Origin of the sequence: Collinsella sp. AF11-11 (assembly GCF_003465485.1) — a bacterium.
Taxonomy (GTDB): Bacteria; Actinomycetota; Coriobacteriia; order Coriobacteriales; family Coriobacteriaceae; genus Collinsella.
Genome location: NZ_QSAS01000007.1, coordinates 15,385 through 31,181 on the forward strand (window position 1 = coordinate 15,385; position 15,797 = coordinate 31,181).

General features: G+C 68.3%; 16 protein-coding genes. All 16 read left to right on the forward strand.

Annotated elements, in window-relative coordinates; all coding sequences use genetic code 11:
* The 16 genes from cbiD to cobK are packed head-to-tail and all read left to right on the forward strand — an operon-like array spanning position 1 to position 15,635.
* A complete protein-coding gene (gene cbiD, locus DWV58_RS05780) occupies positions 1-1,185 on the forward strand; it encodes a cobalt-precorrin-5B (C(1))-methyltransferase CbiD (RefSeq protein WP_255413162.1) in 1,185 nt (394 codons plus the stop codon).
* On the forward strand, positions 1,178-1,867 hold the full coding sequence (gene cobI, locus DWV58_RS05785) for a precorrin-2 C(20)-methyltransferase (RefSeq protein WP_117776477.1): 690 nt from the start codon (positions 1,178-1,180) through the stop codon (positions 1,865-1,867). Before cbiD ends, cobI begins: the two co-directional genes overlap by 8 nt.
* The gene (locus DWV58_RS05790) at positions 1,868-3,001 is read left to right on the forward strand and encodes a cobalt-precorrin 5A hydrolase (RefSeq protein ID WP_117776478.1); all 1,134 of its coding nucleotides are present in this window, start codon (positions 1,868-1,870) and stop codon (positions 2,999-3,001) included.
* A complete protein-coding gene (gene cobJ / locus DWV58_RS05795) occupies positions 3,001-3,744 on the forward strand; it encodes a precorrin-3B C(17)-methyltransferase (protein ID WP_117776479.1) in 744 nt (247 codons plus the stop codon). The genes DWV58_RS05790 and cobJ overlap by 1 nt, the downstream gene beginning before the upstream one ends.
* Entirely contained in the window at positions 3,732-5,204 is a 1,473-nt protein-coding gene (cbiE, locus tag DWV58_RS05800; protein ID WP_117776480.1) for a precorrin-6y C5,15-methyltransferase (decarboxylating) subunit CbiE, read from the forward strand. The genes cobJ and cbiE overlap by 13 nt, the downstream gene beginning before the upstream one ends.
* Positions 5,201-6,583: a cobyrinate a,c-diamide synthase gene (locus DWV58_RS05805; protein WP_233540521.1), complete on the forward strand. Its 1,383-nt coding sequence runs from the start codon at positions 5,201-5,203 to the stop codon at positions 6,581-6,583. Before cbiE ends, DWV58_RS05805 begins: the two co-directional genes overlap by 4 nt.
* A complete protein-coding gene (gene cobT / locus DWV58_RS05810; RefSeq protein WP_117776481.1) occupies positions 6,576-7,718 on the forward strand; it encodes a nicotinate-nucleotide--dimethylbenzimidazole phosphoribosyltransferase in 1,143 nt (380 codons plus the stop codon). Before DWV58_RS05805 ends, cobT begins: the two co-directional genes overlap by 8 nt.
* Positions 7,715-8,263, forward strand: a complete 549-nt coding sequence (locus tag DWV58_RS05815; protein WP_117716082.1) for a bifunctional adenosylcobinamide kinase/adenosylcobinamide-phosphate guanylyltransferase — start codon at positions 7,715-7,717, stop codon at positions 8,261-8,263. Before cobT ends, DWV58_RS05815 begins: the two co-directional genes overlap by 4 nt.
* Positions 8,260-9,027: an adenosylcobinamide-GDP ribazoletransferase gene (gene cobS / locus DWV58_RS05820; protein ID WP_117716083.1), complete on the forward strand. Its 768-nt coding sequence runs from the start codon at positions 8,260-8,262 to the stop codon at positions 9,025-9,027. The genes DWV58_RS05815 and cobS overlap by 4 nt, the downstream gene beginning before the upstream one ends.
* Positions 9,028-9,068: 41 nt before the next feature.
* Positions 9,069-10,025, forward strand: coding sequence for a histidine phosphatase family protein (locus DWV58_RS05825; RefSeq protein ID WP_233540522.1), 957 nt, complete (start codon positions 9,069-9,071; stop codon positions 10,023-10,025).
* Complete coding sequence (cbiB, locus tag DWV58_RS05830) at positions 10,025-10,999, forward strand: adenosylcobinamide-phosphate synthase CbiB (RefSeq protein ID WP_117716085.1); 975 nt, start codon at positions 10,025-10,027, stop codon at positions 10,997-10,999. The genes DWV58_RS05825 and cbiB overlap by 1 nt, the downstream gene beginning before the upstream one ends.
* Positions 10,996-12,219: a histidinol-phosphate transaminase gene (locus tag DWV58_RS05835; protein ID WP_158564530.1), complete on the forward strand. Its 1,224-nt coding sequence runs from the start codon at positions 10,996-10,998 to the stop codon at positions 12,217-12,219. The genes cbiB and DWV58_RS05835 overlap by 4 nt, the downstream gene beginning before the upstream one ends.
* Positions 12,212-13,711 carry a cobyric acid synthase gene (locus DWV58_RS05840; RefSeq protein ID WP_233540523.1) on the forward strand — a complete coding sequence of 500 codons (1,500 nt, stop codon included), beginning with the start codon at positions 12,212-12,214 and terminating at the stop codon, positions 13,709-13,711. The genes DWV58_RS05835 and DWV58_RS05840 overlap by 8 nt, the downstream gene beginning before the upstream one ends.
* Entirely contained in the window at positions 13,708-14,223 is a 516-nt protein-coding gene (locus DWV58_RS05845) for a cob(I)yrinic acid a,c-diamide adenosyltransferase (protein WP_117776485.1), read from the forward strand. The genes DWV58_RS05840 and DWV58_RS05845 overlap by 4 nt, the downstream gene beginning before the upstream one ends.
* Positions 14,224-14,865, forward strand: a complete 642-nt coding sequence (locus tag DWV58_RS05850) for a precorrin-8X methylmutase (protein WP_117776486.1) — start codon at positions 14,224-14,226, stop codon at positions 14,863-14,865.
* Positions 14,862-15,635 carry a precorrin-6A reductase gene (cobK, locus tag DWV58_RS05855; RefSeq protein ID WP_117776487.1) on the forward strand — a complete coding sequence of 258 codons (774 nt, stop codon included), beginning with the start codon at positions 14,862-14,864 and terminating at the stop codon, positions 15,633-15,635. Before DWV58_RS05850 ends, cobK begins: the two co-directional genes overlap by 4 nt.
* The last annotated feature ends 162 nt before the right edge of the window (positions 15,636-15,797 follow it).

Sequence of the window (15,797 nt, forward strand, 5' to 3'; positions counted from 1 at the left end):
GTGGCCTTCGAGCACTACATATATACCGGGACGACCCGCCTGCGCTGCGGCTACACCACGGGGAGTTGCGCCGCGCTCGCGGCGAAGGCGGCCTGTGAGATGCTCTTGTCACGAAAGCCCGTCGGCCGCGTGTCGATCGTCACCCCCGGCGGGCTGCCCGTCGAGGCGAACGTGGTAGACGCATGTATCGGCGAGGGGTGCGCCCAGTGCGCCGTGCGAAAGGACGCAGGCGACGATGCCGATGTGACCGACGGCGTGCTCGTGTACGCGCGCGTGGAACATGCGGGGTCGGGCACGGGTGCTACGGGCAGCAAGGGCGTGCCCGCGCGCGAATCGGAAATTTCCGTCGATGGCGGCGTGGGCGTGGGGCGCGTGACGTTGCCCGGGCTCGAGCAGCCGGTGGGGGCGGCCGCCATCAACGCGACGCCGCGCGCGATGATCACTTCGGCGGTGCGCGAGGTGTGCGTCGCGCATGGCTTTTCTGGAAATATTGCTGTGACGATTTCGGTACCCGAGGGTGTTGCCCTTGCCGAAAAGACCTTCAACCCGCACCTGGGGATAGAGGACGGCATCTCCATCCTGGGCACGACGGGCATCGTCGAGCCGCGCAGCCTCGCTGCCTTGCGCGACAGCATCGAGCTCGAGATCCGGCAGCATGCGGCTATGGGGCGGCGCGGAGTCGTGCTCACGCCCGGCAACTACGGCGGGCAGTTCATCTCGGGGCATTTCCACCTAAACGGTGCGCCGGTGGTCTTCATCTCCAACTTTGTGGGCGATGCGATTGATTGCTGCGTTCGCGAGGGATTTACCAATGTCCTTCTTGTGGGACACATCGGCAAGCTAGTGAAGGTCGCGGGCGGCATCATGGACACCCATTCGCGTACCGCCGACTGCCGCGCGGAGATTCTGGCCGCCCACGCGGCCTTGGCCGGCGCGGGCGCGAAGACCGTGCACGAGATCATGTCGTCGGTCACGACCACGACGGCGCTTGAGGTAATCGAGGCCGCTGGCGTGGGGGACGCTGTGCGCGCCTCGCTCGCTGCGGCAATCGAGGACAGGTTGCGCCGCCGCGCGGCGGGCGCATGCGACATCGCCGCGGTCGTGTTCGACGCCGGGCGCCGCGAGCTTTTCCGCACGTCGGGCGCCGATGCTGTTATCGGGGAATTGGGGGCGACGTATGAGTAAAGGCGTGCTGTACGGCGTGGGCACGGGGCCTGGCGACCCCGAGCTGCTCACGATCAAGGCCGTCCGCACAATCGAATCGTGTCCGGTCATCGCCGCACCGCAGACGGCGGACGGGGCCATGGTCGCGCTCGACATCGTGCGCGGCGCCGTCGACCTTACAGGCAAGACGGTGATCCCCGTGCGATTCTCGATGACGTGCGACGTCGAGCGCCGCGCGGCCGAGCATGCCTCGCTTGTTCGCGAGCTTGTCGCGCACCTGGATGCGGTCCGCGACGTCGCGCTGCTGAACTTGGGGGACCCGAGCATCTACGCCACCTTCCAGCGCATAGCGCCCGACGTGCGCGCCCGCGGGTTCGAGGCGCGCGCCATTCCCGGCGTGCCGAGCTTCTGCGCGGTCGCCGCGGCGCTCGAGCGCGACCTCACGCCCGAGATGTCGTCGCCTCTGCACATCGTGCCCGGCGGCTACGACGACGTGCGCCGCGCAATCAGCTGGCCGGGGACGAAGGTGGTCATGAAGGCGCGCCGCTCGCTTGCGGACACGAAGTGTATCCTTCGCGAGGAGGGCGCCTTCGACGGTGCCGAGCTCGTAGAGGACTGTGGGCTTCCGGGCGAGCGCGTGTACCGCTCGGTCGACGATGTGCCCGATCGGGGCAGCTACTTCTCGACGATGGTGGTGCGCTAGATGAGGGTTTCCTGCATAGCGTTCACTGAGAGGGGATATGCGTTGGCGGAGCGCACCGCACGCGCGCTTTCCGATTGCGCGCAGACAGGTGAAGATGACCCTGGCTGGGACGTTTCCGTTTCGCGCGGGTTCGGCGAGGGGAAGGCCGACCTGCGCGCATGGACGGCGCTCGCGTGGGAAGCGTCGGACGCGCTCCTGTTCGTGGGCGCGGCGGGCATCGCCGTGCGGGCGATCGCGCCGCATGTCGCCTCGAAGGCAAGCGATTCCGCGGTTGTGGCGATCGACGAGGCGGGGCGCTTTGCCGTCCCGCTTTTGTCGGGGCATTTGGGCGGTGCGAACGAGCTTGCGCAAACTGTGGCACGCGCGGCAGGGGCCATCCCCGTCATCACCACGGCGACCGACGTCCGCGGCGTGTGGGCGGTGGATACGTGGGCGCGCTGTGCGGGGCTCGCCGTTTCGAATCCCGAGGCCATCAAGCGAGTGTCGGCGCGGCTGCTTTCGGGCGGGCGCGTGGTGCTCTATTCCGACATGCCGATTTCGGGACAGCCGCCTGAGGGGGTTGACATTGCGTCCGACCGCGCTCGGGCCGATATTGTCGTGTCGCCGTTCGCTGGCGCGAATGCAGGTGCGTCCGTTCGCGCAGCGGAGACGACGGGCGATGTCGTGCCCGCCGGTGAGACGGGGAAGCCGGCGGGCGTGCGGGCGCAGGCGCCTGCGCCCGAGCCGCTTCGCCTTGTCGTGCCCTGCATCGTTGCGGGCATAGGGTGCCGTCGCGGTGCGTGCGCCGAAGCGATCGGGGAGGCGTTTCTTCTCGCGTGCGGGCAGGCGGGTATCTCGCCTTCGGCCGTGCGCGAGGCGGCGACGATCGACGTGAAGGCGCACGAGGAGGGTCTGCTCGCCTTCTGCCGCGCGCGCAAGATTCCGCTTGCGACGTATTCCGCAGAGGAGTTGTCGCAGGTCGAAGGTAGCGTTTCGCCATCTGATTTCGTGCGCGCGACGGTGGGGGTCGACAATGTGTGCGAGCGCGCGGCGCTCGCGGGCGGGGGCAAACTTATCTTCCCGAAGCTCGCTCACGGCGGCGTGACCGTCGCGTTTTCCAAGGTAACTATCGAACTTTCGTTTAAGGAGCGGTGATGGGAAAGCTCTTCGTGGTGGGGATCGGCCCGGGCGGCCCCGACGGCATGACGATTGCGGCTCGGCGCGCGCTCGAGGCGGCCGACATCGTTGTGGGGTATACGAAATACGTGGAGCTCGCGCTCGCCGCCGTGCCCGACGCGGCGCATCTCGCGACGCCGATGATGCACGAGGTCGAACGGTGCCGCCTGGCGCTTTCGCGCGCGCAGTGCGGAGAAGCCGTGGCGCTTGTGTGCAGCGGTGACGCGGGCGTGTACGGCATGGCGAGCCCCGTGCTGGAGCTTGCTGAGGACTACCCCGATGTAGACGTGGAAGTTATCGCCGGGGCCACCGCGGCTCAGAGCGGGTCGGCGGTGCTCGGCGCCCCGCTTGCCCACGACTTCGCGGTCGTGTCGCTCTCCGACCTGCTCACGCCGTGGGAGGTCATCGAGCGCAGGCTCGCCGCCGTGGCGAGCGCCGACTTCTGCATCTGTTTGTACAACCCGCGCAGCAGAAAGCGCGCCGATAGGCTCTCGCGCGCGGCGAAGATTATGCTCGAATGGAAGGCCCCCGACACGCTCTGCGGCTGGGTACGCAACATCGGGCGCGAGGGGCAGCAGTCGGGCATGTGCAGGCTCTCCGAGCTGGGGGAGTTCGACGCCGACATGTTCACCACCGTGTTCGTCGGCAACGCGGACACGAAGCGCGTAGGCGGCCGTATGGTCACGCCGCGCGGGTATCGGGAGATTCCATGCGAAAGGTAACGATCATCGGGGCGGGGCCCGGAAACCCCGACTTGCTCTCGCGCGCGGCGCTCGACGCGATCGACATCGCCGACGTGGTCATCGGCGCTCATCGCGCGCTTGTCAGCATCGACGTGCCGCCCGATGTGGTGAGATGCGAGCTCGTGAAGACGGCGGACATCGTCGCCGCGCTCACCGATGCGGCGTCGTGGCAGCGCGCCGTGGTCGTGATGACGGGCGATGTGGGGCTGTTCAGCGGCGCGCGCCGCCTGGTGGAGGCGCTCTCCGGCGACGCGCAGGTGGACGTGCGCGTCATTCCCGGCATAAGCTCAGCGTCGTATCTCGCCGCGCGCCTCGCGCGTCCATGGCAGGATTGGCGCTTCGCGAGCGCTCACGGCGTGGCGTGCGACATCGTGGCCGAGGCCGAGCGCGCAGGTGAGCTCTTCCTCGCCACGTCGGGCGGGGAAGACCCCTCGCGGCTTTCGGGCGAGCTTGTGCAGGCGGGCTTCGGGGACGCGCGCGTGACGGTGGCCGAGCGCCTGTCGTACCCCGACGAGCGCATCACCTGCGCGACCGCAAGTGAAATCGCAGGTCAGACGTTCGACGACTTGAACGTGATGCTTATCGAGTTCGCAGGCTGCGCCGGTTCGCCTGCGGGCTCTAGCGCAGCCTCCGAGGCGCCGGCCGGCGCGTCTGCGCCCGCGGCGGCTTCTTTCGCGGCGGACTCTGCGGGCGCATCCCGCGCCGCGAGCTCCCGCTGGCCGTACGCTTCCTCGGGCATTCCCGACGAGCTCTTCATCCGCGGCGACGTTCCCATGACCAAGCAGGAGGTGCGCGCCGTCGCGCTCGCGAAGCTGCGCCTTACCGCGACCGACACCGTGTGGGATGTCGGCGCCGGCACGGGGAGCGTTTCGATCGAGGCGGCGCTCGTCGCGCGAGCGGGGTCGGTATGGGCGGTCGAGCGCAACGCGGCCGGCGTGCGGCTCATCCGAGAGAACGCGGATGCATTCGGGTGCGGCAACGTGCATGTGGTCCCCGGTGTCGCCCCCGAAGCGCTCGCGAAACTGCCCGTCCCCGACGCCGTGTTCGTCGGCGGGAGCGCGGGCGAGCTTCCCTCCATCGTGGAGGCGGCGCTCGAGAAGAACTCGCAGGTTCGCCTGTGCGTGCCATGCGTCACCGTTGAGACGCTCACCGAGGCGTTCGCGCTCCTCTCGGGTTCGCGCTTTAAGGGGTTCGAGGCGTGCCAGGTGTCGGCCGCCCGTGCCGAGGCTGTAGGCTCGCACCATCTTATGAAGGCGCAAAACCCCGTGTTCCTCGTCAGCGCGCGTGGTGCGGGCGCGGATGCCGAGGAGCTTGCCGAAGTCGGCGCGCTTGCTGAGTCGCCTGTCGGGGAGGACCTCTCTGTCGAGGGGAACCCATCCGTTGAGGTGGTCTCGCTTGCTTACTGCAGCGCCGCAGGTGGGGAAGGCGGCGCCCGGTGAGCACGTCCATCCCGCGCTTCATGGTCGCTGCGCCCTCGAGCGGGAGCGGCAAGACGGTCGTAACGTGCGCGCTCCTGCGCGCGCTCGCGCGCCGCGGCCTTGCATGCGCGGCCTTCAAATGCGGCCCCGACTACATTGACCCGCTCTTTCATCGCCGCGTCGTGGGTGCGCGCTCGGGCAATTTAGACGGCTTCTTCACCGACGCCCCGACGCTGCGCGCCCTGCTCGCACGCGGCGTCGCGGGCGCGGATGTCGCGGTGCTCGAGGGGGTTATGGGCTTCTACGACGGCATGGCGCCCGGCGTGGCCGACGCGAGCAGCTACCAGGTTGCGCGCGACACGGAAACGCCGGTCGTTTTAGTGGTGAACGGGCGCGGGGCGTCTTTATCGCTCGCCGCTGTAATCCGCGGCATCGCCGAGTTCCTGCCTTGTGCGAACGTGCGCGGCGTCGTGCTGAACAAGACGAGCGCCGCTGCCTGCGCCTATGCGGCGCCTGCGATCGAGAAGCACACGGGCGTCGCGGTTTTGGGGAATATCCCCGCCGACGAGGCGTTCTCGCTCGAAAGCCGGCATCTGGGGCTTGTGACCGCCGACGAGGTCGAGCAGCTCTCCGCGCGCATCGACAAGATGGCCGAGCTGGTGGAAAAGAGCATCGACGTCGACCGCTTGCTCGAAATAGCGGCGACGGCACCCGATATCCGCGAGGAACCTTACCGGTTGGAGCCGATCGCGGGAGCGCGGCCCATCGTCGCCGTTGCGCGTGACGAGGCGTTCTCGTTCTACTACGAGGAGAACCTGCGCGCGCTCGAGGATCTGGGTTGCGAGCTGGCCTTTTTCAGCCCCCTGTGTGATAGCGAGTTGCCCCGGGGGACAAGCGCCCTCTATCTGGGGGGCGGCTACCCGGAGCTCCATGCGCGGCAGCTCTCCGAGAACGCGCCGATGCGCGAGGCGGTGCGGCGCGCGGTGGAATCCGGCATGCCGACGGTCGCCGAATGCGGTGGGTTTCTGTACCTGCAGCGCGAAATCGCCGATAGCGAGGGGCGGCGCTGGCCTGTTGCGGGCGCCCTTGAGGGCGCAAGCGAGAACGGGGGAAGGCTGTCCCATTTCGGGTACGTGGAGCTTACTTCCCAACGCGACGGGCTCTACGGGCCGCGCGGCACACGCATCCGCGCGCACGAGTTCCACTACTGGCAGTCCACCTGCCCGGGCGGCGACTTTTGGGCGCAGAAGCCCCGGCGCGACAAGGGCTGGCCGTGCATGACGACCACCCCGTCCCTGGTGGCGGGCTTCCCGCATGTGTACTATCCTGCTAACCCCGACGTTGCGCGCGCGTTCGCGTCTGCCGCAGCGTCGTTCGCAGAGAGGAGACGGCATGGCTGAAGCAACCGAAACCGCGCTTGCCTGCATCCGCGAGGAAGTCGAGCGAGCGTTCTCGTCGGCTCCGGGCGCCGTGCTCGAAGCCGCGCTTTCCCGGATCGCGCCCGCAGACGAGTGCGCCCGTGCCGCCGCGTACGCCGCGTGGGACTCCATCGCGCACCCCTTGGGGGGATTGGGCGACTTTGAAGACGCCGTCGCGTGTATCGCCGCAGCTCAGGGGAGCGCCGAGGTGGCCGAGTTTCCCCGTGCGCTCGCGGTATTCTTCTCCGACAACGGGGTCGTTGCCGAAGGCGTGTCGCAAAGCGGACAAGACGTGACGCGAGCCGTCGCGCGTAACATGTGCGAGGGGGCCGCGAGCGCCTGCCGCATGGCGGCGTTCGCGGGTGCCGAGGTCGTGCCCGTCGACGTGGGTATGGCCCGGGGCATAGAAGACGCGCGCATGGTGCGCGCGAACGTGCGGCGGGGGAGCGGCAACATCGCTCACGGCTCCGCTATGTCTCGCGATGGGGCCGTGCGCGCGATCGAGGTCGGAATCGCCGTCGCGTGCGGGCTTGTCCGCGCCGGCGTGCGCCTTCTCGCCGCGGGCGAGATGGGCATCGGCAACACGACCACCTCGGCGGCGGTGGCCGCAGTGCTCATCCGGGCGGACGTGCGGAGCCTCGTCGGGCGCGGCGCGGGGCTCTCGGACGCCTCGCTCGCGCGCAAGCGCGACGTGGTCGAGCGCGCTATCGACGCGAACTCGCCCGATCCCGCCGACCCGATCGACGTGCTCTCGAAGGTGGGCGGCTTCGACATCGCGGCGATGTGCGGCTTCTACCTGGGGGCCGCGGCCTCGAAGGCGCCGGCGCTCCTCGATGGGGTTATATCCTGCACGGCGGCCCTGTGCGCGGTGCGCCTGTGCCCCAACGCCTTGGGCTACCTCGTGGGCACCCACGCATCAAGCGAACCCGCAAGCCACGAGCTCCTTCGCGAGCTCGGCATAAAGGCGCCCCTCGACGCAGGCATGCACTTGGGCGAGGGCGCGGGCGCCATGGCGTATCTGCCCCTTCTGGATTCGGCGCTGCGCGTGTACCGGGATGGGAAGACGTTCACGGCGACTGGCATGGCTGCTTACGAGCATTTCGAGGCCGGGAAATGACGGTGACGCTCGTCATCGGCGCCGCCGCGAGCGGCAAGAGCGCCTACGCCGAGTCCCTGTGCCTCGGGCAGGACGGCCCCCGCGTGTACCTGGCAACGATGGAGCCCTTCGGGGAAGAGGGCGCCCGCCGCATCGCGCGCCATCGGGCGCTGCGCGAGGGCAAGGGGTTTTCCACCCTCGAGCGCACGCGTGACGTGGGCGACGCAGTGCCCGGGCTTCCGCGCGGCTGCACGCTTCTTTTGGAGGACGTGGGCAACCTGGTTGCGAACGAGCTTTTCGCGGAAGGCGGCTTGTCCCCACGTGACCCCGACGCTGCGGCGCGCGAGGTGCTCGGAGGCATCGAACGGCTCGCTCAGGCCGCTGCGTATACGGTGGTGGTCACCGTCGACGTGTTCGCCGATGGGATGCGCTACGATGAGGGGACCGAGGCATGGAGGCGCGCGCTCGCGCGCGTGAACGCGGGCGTGGCGGCGCTGGCCGACCGCGCAGTCGAAGTGGTATGCGGGATTCCCGTGTGGATGAAAGGTGAAGGACCTACAAGGTGAAGATAGCAGAGGCAATCGGCGCGGCGTTCGGAACGTTCTCGCGCATCCCCGTCCCGAAATCGGCCTGGACCGATTTCGGGTCAACCCATGCACTTGCCGCGTTTCCCCTGGTGGGCCTTGCGGAAGGCTTCCTCATGACGGCGTGGGGGCACGTGGCGAACCTGCTCGGCGTGCCCGCGACCATCGTCGCGGCCGTGCTCGTGGCGCTGCCTGTGGCGGTGACGGGAGGCATCCACCTAGACGGGCTCTGCGACACCTCCGATGCGCTTGCAAGTTGGGCCCCGCGCGAGCGAAAGCTCGAGATCATGCACGATCCGCGGGCGGGCGCCTTCGGGGTCATCGGTGTTGTTGTGTACCTTATTCTGCAGTTTTCCCTTTTCACCGCGTTGTCGCTTACGGCGGGGGCGTTCCTCGCGCTTCTGTGCTCGCTCGTGTTCTCCCGCTCGCTTTCGGGGCTCGCCGTTGAATGCTGGCCTGCCGCGCGTGCGGACGGCATGGCCGCGGGGCTCTCACCTGCTAAGAAGCGCGCGGCGATCGTCGTGCCGCTTTGCGCTTTCGCTGCGGCTTCGGCTGCAGGGATGGTCGCGTGCGCTCAGGCCGTCGGCGCCCTTATGGCGGTGGCGGGGCTTTTGGTGCTCGCGTGGTACCGCCATGTTGCCCTGTCCCGCTTCGGCGGGGTGACGGGGGATTTGGCCGGATGGTTTCTGCAATGGGCCGAGCTCGCGATGCTTGCCATGCTGGTGGCGGGGGGCATGCTCCTATGATGCTCGTGGTAGGTGGCGCGCATTCCGGGAAGAGGACCTTCGTGCGCGAAAAGCTCGGGTTCGCGGCGGACGATTTCGTCGACGCGGCGCAGTTTGCGGAAGGCGGCGTGCCCGCGGCTTTTGCCGGCCGTGTCGCTTACTGTGCTGAGGAACTCGTACGCGCGCTCGACGCTGGCCGGGCGCTCGAGCGGCTGATCGGCTTCGACGTAGTGATTCTGTCCTTGGTCGGCTCGGGGGTCGTCCCTATGCGTGCGGAAGACGCCCAATGGCGCGAGCGCGCGGGGCGCCTGGGATGCGCGCTCGCTGCGCGCGCCGACGTCGTCGTGCGCATGACGTGCGGGATTCCCCAGGTCATCAAGGGAAACCTTGATGATGCGCCTCGAGGGACGCAGGGCGCGGGCGCGCCTTTGGAAGTCGTCTTCGTGCGCCATGGTGCCACGGCGGGCACGGAAGACCATCGCTACAGCGGGGCGGGCACCGACGAGCCCCTGTCGAGCGCGGGCGAGCGCGCTTTGCGCGACCTCGCGTGCTATCGTGACGTGTTCCGTGTTATCACGAGCGGCATGGCCCGCACCGACCAGACGGCGCGCATCCTCTTCCCGAACGCGGAGCTTATGGCGTGCCCCGGTCTGCGCGAGATGGATTTCGGCGACTTCGAGGGACGAGGCGCCGCCGAGCTTAAAGAGGATGCGCGCTACCGCGCCTGGGTAGACTCCTGGTGCGAGACGCGCTGCCCGCATGGCGAGGGCAAGAACGATTTCACCCGCCGCGTCGTCGCGGCGTTTCGGGAGGCGTGCAAATCGGAGCGTGCCCAGGGGAGTGGGCGCGCCGTCTTCGTCGTTCACGCGGGTACCGTGAAAGCGCTGCTCTCCGAGTTAGCTGTCCCGAAAATGGGATACTTCGACGTGCATACTGAGCCGGGCGGCGCATGGGCCGCCACCTGGGATGGGCGCTACCTTCGCGACGTTCGCCCCGCTTCGGGGGGCGATGCCCGGTGATGACGATTCTTGCCGTCGCCGCCGGGTTCGCGGCCGACCTTGCCTTCGGCGACCCGCGCTGGCTTCCCCATCCCGTCGTCGCCATGGGGCGCGCGATCACGTGGGCCGAAGGCCGCCTGCGGGGCGCATTCCCGCAAACGTCCGCGGGCACGCGCGCCGCAGGTCTTGTGCTCGCCGTGGCGCTTCCGCTTGCGTGTGGGCTTTTGACCTGGGGCATCCTGCATCTTTGCGGCATGGTTCACTCCGGCTTGCGCTTCGTTGCCGAGGCATGGGCGAGCTATCAGATTCTCGCGACATGCGAGCTGCGCCGCCAGAGCCTGGCCGTGGCCCGCGCGTTCTCGAAGGGCGGACTTGTCGCGGCGCGCGAAGCCGTCGGGCTCATCGTGGGACGCGACACGTCTGTTCTCGACGAGCAGGGCGTCGCGCGCGCCGCCGTGGAAACGGTGGCGGAGAACGCGAGCGACGGTGTCATCGCGCCGCTTTTCTACCTTATGATCGGGGGTGCGCCTTTGGGCATGGCGTACAAGGCGGTGAACACGCTCGACAGCATGGTGGGCTACAAAAACGAGTGCTACATCGACTTCGGCTGCGCTTCGGCGCGCCTCGACGATGCGGTGAACTGGATTCCCTCGCGCTTATCGGCCCTGATCATGATCGCCGTGTGCCCGATCGTCGGGCTCGACGCGCGCGGGGCGGCGCGCATCTGGCGCCGCGACAGGCGTCGCCATGCGAGCCCGAACGCGGCACAGACTGAGTCAGCGTGCGCGGGCGCGCTCGGGCTGCGCCTGGCAGGACCCGCGGTGTATTTCGGCAAGCTCGTTGAGAAACCGACGATAGGCGACGCGTCCCGCGAAATCGAGTGGGGCGACATCGCCCGGGCGACAAGGCTCATGCTCGCCGCGTCCGTATGCGCGCTTGTCGTCTTCGGTGCTGCGCGCGCGGCGGTCGTGCTCGCCGTGGGGGCGATGGCATGAGGGAAGACCACGTCGCGCCCCGGGCTGCCGGGGGAATCCTGCGTGCCCGTGCGCATGGGGGTAGTACGCAATCGCTCGGCATCGCTTGCGAAGGGGGCGCCTCCGACCTCATTGACTTCTCGGTGAACGTGAATCCGGCAGGCCCCTCGCCGCGCGCCGTCGCCGCAGCTTGCAAGGCGCTTTCTCGAATCGACGCCTACCCCGATAGGGAAAGCCTCGCCCTCGTTCGCGCCCTAGCGCGCGCCCAGGGCATTCCCGAAGATACTATCGTCTGCGGCGCGGGCGCGTCCGACATCATCTGGCGGCTCGCCGCGGCGGTGCGCCCGAAACGCATCGTCGTGTGCGCGCCGACGTTCTCTGAATATGCGGAGGCGGCATCGTACTACGGCGCATGCGTGCAGGAGTTCCCGCTCTCCGAAGCGGACGACTTCGACGTGCCCGCCTCCTTCGCCCGCGCGATTGAGAGGCCGGGAGACGTGGCGTACCTCTGCAATCCGAACAACCCGACGGGGCGTCTCGTCGACCCCAGCGTGATCGATGCCGCGGCTTGCCGCTGCGAGCAGGTGGGCGCGCTGCTCGTCGTGGACGAGTGCTTCCTCGGATTTGCGCCCGACGCCCGCGAAAGGAGCGTGGCCGCACGCGCCGCGTGTTCGCGCCACGTGGCCGTGCTCTCCGCGTTCACCAAGCTCTACGGAATGGCGGGCTTGCGGCTGGGATATCTGATCAGCGGAAACGCCCAACTCATCGAGGGGATTCGCCGGGCGGGGCAGGCGTGGCCCGTCTCCTCGGTCGCCGAGGCCGCGGGCATCGCCGCCCTGGAAGACGTTGAATACGTCTCGCGCACGCGCGATGTATTGGCGGGTGAGCGAGCGTGGCTTTCCCACGAGCTCTCCTCGCTCGGGCTTTCCGTCGTGCCATCGGATGCGAACTTCCTTTTAGTCCGCACGCCGGCGAAAGATATCCCCGAGCGCTTGTATAAACAGGGGGTTTTGGTCCGCACGTGCGACTCGTTTTCGGTACTGTCCCGTTTCTGGTGCCGCGTCGCGGTGCGCACGCGCAAGGAGAATGCCCGGCTTGCGATGGCGTTCAGCCGCGCACTTCGGGCGGAAGGTGCATCGGGCGAAGGCGAACCCGACGAACGGAGCGGCGCTTCTTGCAGCGGCGCTATGGCGGGCGCGGATGGCCGAGGCTCGGCGAAGGAGGTCGATACCCGTGGGTAGGGCGAAGCCCATCATGATCCAGGGCACCATGTCGAACGCGGGGAAGAGCCTGCTTGCGGCGGGGCTGTGCCGTGTGCTTTCGCAGGACGGCCTGCGCGTGACTCCCTTCAAGAGCCAGAACATGGCGCTCAACAGCGGTGTCACGGCCGACGGGCTCGAGATGGGGCGCGCCCAGATCATGCAGGCCGAGGCGTGCGGCATCGCGCCCGACGTGCGCATGAACCCCATCCTTCTCAAGCCCGAAAGCGACCACCGAAGCCAGCTCATCGTGGCCGGCAAGGCGCAGGGAGCCTTCGCTGCGAGGGACTACTTCGCGCGAAAGAAGGCGCTCATGCCGCAGATTTTGGAGGCGTTCGATTCGCTCGCGGAGGAAAACGACGTCATCGTCATCGAGGGCGCCGGCAGCCCCGCCGAAATCAACCTTGCCGAAAATGACATCGTCAACATGGGGCTCGCGCGCGCCGTGTCCTCCCCCGTGCTGCTTGCGGGCGACATCGACCCGGGCGGGGTATTTGCCCAGCTCTACGGCACGGTCGCGCTCCTTGCGCCCGAGGACCGCGCGCTTTTGCGGGGGCTTGTGGTGAACAAGTTCCGCGGCGATGTGGAAATCCTGCGCCCGGGTTTGGCCCCGCTCGAGAAGATGTGCGGGGTTCCCGTCGTGGGTGTCGTGCCGTATCTTACGCTCGACCTGGACGACGAGGACTCGCTCGCGCCGCGCCTATCTGCCCGCGAGGCGCGCGGCGTCATCGACGTCGCCGTCGTGCGTCTTCCGCATCTGTCGAACTTCACCGACTTCGACCCGCTTTCGCGCGTGCCCGGCGTGGGCGTGCGCTACGTTTCCTCGACGACCGATCTGGGCCGACCCGACCTGGTGGTGCTTCCCGGCTCGAAGACCACGCTCGACGACGCGCGCTGGCTTGCGGCTAGCGGCATCGGAGCCTGTGTACGCGCGCTTTCGGGCGCGGGCACACCGGTGCTCGGCATATGCGGAGGCTACCAGCTTTTGGGAGACGAGCTTTCCGACCCGCACGGCAGGGAAGGCGCTGGCACCGCGCGCGGGCTCGGGCTCATCCCTGCAAGTACGGTGTTCAAGGAGGAAAAGCGCCTCGCCCAGTCGGAGCTGCGCATCACGGGCGCCCAAGGCGCGTTCTCGGTGTGGAACGGCATGACGGCGCGCGGGTACGAGATTCACGACGGCGAAACGACCGTCTCCTGTGCCCCTGCGGGCACGATTGGCGGCAAACCAGAAGGCGCGGCCTGCGGAAACGTGTTCGGAACCTATCTCCACGGCCTGTTCGACGAACCGGGGGTGGCGCTCGCTCTCGCGCGCTCGCTCGCGCGCATGCGCGGCCTGCCCGAGAGCGTCGTGGGTGCTGCGGGCGCAGCGTCCGCAGCCGATCACCGTGCGCGCGAGTTCGACCGCCTGGCCGACGTCGTGCGCGGGGCGCTTGACATGGAGTATGTCTACCGCATTATCGAGGAGGGCGTATGATCCACGTGTATCATGGCGACGGCAAAGGCAAGACCACGGCGGCGATGGGCCTCGCCCTTCGCATGCTCGCCGCAGGCCGCCGCGTCGTTGTCGTGCAGTTCCTGAAAGACGGCGAAAGCGGGGAGGCGCGCCTGCTTGCCGAGCATTTCGGCGTGCCCTTGTTCGCGGGGAAGGTGTCGGACAAGTTTACCTGGTCGATGACGTCGGAAGAACTTGCCGCGACGTGCGAGCTGCACGATGGGAACCTCGCTTCCGCGCTCGCCGAGCTCGAGGGCGCTCAGGAGGGGCTGCTCGTGCTCGACGAGGCGCTCGACGCGCTTTCGAAGGGGCTTGTCGACGAGGCGCTCGTGGACCGCGCGCTCGATATGTCCGCGCGCGGCGTCGAAGTAGCGCTCACCGGGCGCGCGCCTTCCCGCAAGATCGTGGAGAAGGCCGACTACATAACCGAGATGCAGTGCGAGAAACACCCCTACTCTCAGGGGATATGTGCAAGGGAAGGAGTGGAGTACTAGATGGATTCCAAGGAGATGGCGCCCGGCGACATCGAGCGGCGCAGCTTCGAGATCATCACCGAAGAGCTCGGCAGCCGCACGTTCCCGCCGCTCGAAGGGCCCGTCGTGAAACGCGTCATCCACACCACTGCCGACTTCTCGTACGCCGATTCCCTCGTGTTCACCCATGACGCCGCGCACTGTGCGCTCGACGCACTGCGTGCAGGGGCCACGGTGCTCACCGACACGAACATGGCGCTCGCAGGCATAAGCAAGCCCGCGCTCGCGAAGCTCGGCTGCAAGGCCGTGTGCTACATGGCCGACCCTGATGTCGCCGCGGATGCGCGCGCCGCGGGCACGACTCGCGCCGTTGCGAGCATGGACAAAGCTTGCGGCATCGAGGGTCCGCTCATCGTGGCCGTCGGCAACGCTCCCACAGCACTTCTGCGCCTCGCCGAGCTTATGGACGCGGGGAAGATCGCGCCCGCGCTCGTCGTTGGGGTGCCGGTCGGGTTTGTGAACGTGGTCGAGGCGAAAGAGGAGCTACTTGCGCGACGCGTGCCGGCCATCGTCGCGAGGGGTCGCAAGGGCGGCTCGACCGTGGCGGCCGCTATTATGAACGCGCTGCTCTACCAGATCACGCGCACGGGTGGCGCGAAGTGACGGCCCCCGCATCCGTGCCGGCGCTGCGCATCTTCGCCGGCACCACCGAGGGCCGCCTTCTGTGCGAATGGGCGAGCGGGGCGGGCATCCCCGCCCGTGCCTACGCGGCAACCGAGTACGGAGGCGAGCTATTGGGTGAGCTTCCGGGCATCGAGGTGCATGCGGGCAGGCTCGACGATGCCGACATGGAGCGCGAGCTTTCCGGCGCGCGCATCGTCGTCGACGCCACGCACCCCTTCGCTACGCTCGCAAGCGACAACATCCGGGCCGCTTCGCTCGCCGTGGGTGCACGATGCCTGCGCCTTGCGCGCCCGGTCGAGGCGCTGCCCAAAGGCGTCGTGCCGGTCGCGTCGATTGCCTGCGCGGCGCGCTTTCTCTCCGAGAACCCGGGTCGCGTTCTTCTCACGACGGGGAGCAAGGAGCTTGCTCCCTACACGCGCGTCGCCGATTTCGCGGAGCGCTTCTTCGTGCGTGTGCTCCCGCTGCCCGGTGCTATAACGAAGTGCATCGACGCGGGGTTTTCGCCGTCGCACGTCATCGGCATGCAGGGGCCCTTCACCCGCGAGCTCAACGAGGCGATGCTTCGGCAGGTGGGCGCCCAGTGGCTTGTGACCAAGGACTCGGGAACCGTAGGCGGCACGGCCGAGAAGCTCGCCGCAGCGCGCGCCGTGGGAGCGCGCTGTATCGTGGTCACCCGTCCCGCCGAGGGAGGCGGGGCCCTTTCGCTTCGGGAAGTGGAAGAAGCGCTCTTACGGGAGTTCGCGCGCTAGGCGCTCGCAGCGCCTGCGCGCCCTCCCGCCCGCGAGGAGGAGCGCCCCGAGCAAGCTCGACCCGTACAAGCCCGTCATCCGCCAGTAGCTCGAGGACGACGCCCGGAACTGGCGCAAACAGCCCTTCAATGAGTTGCGGTGAAATAGTGTCTGTTTTTTCTG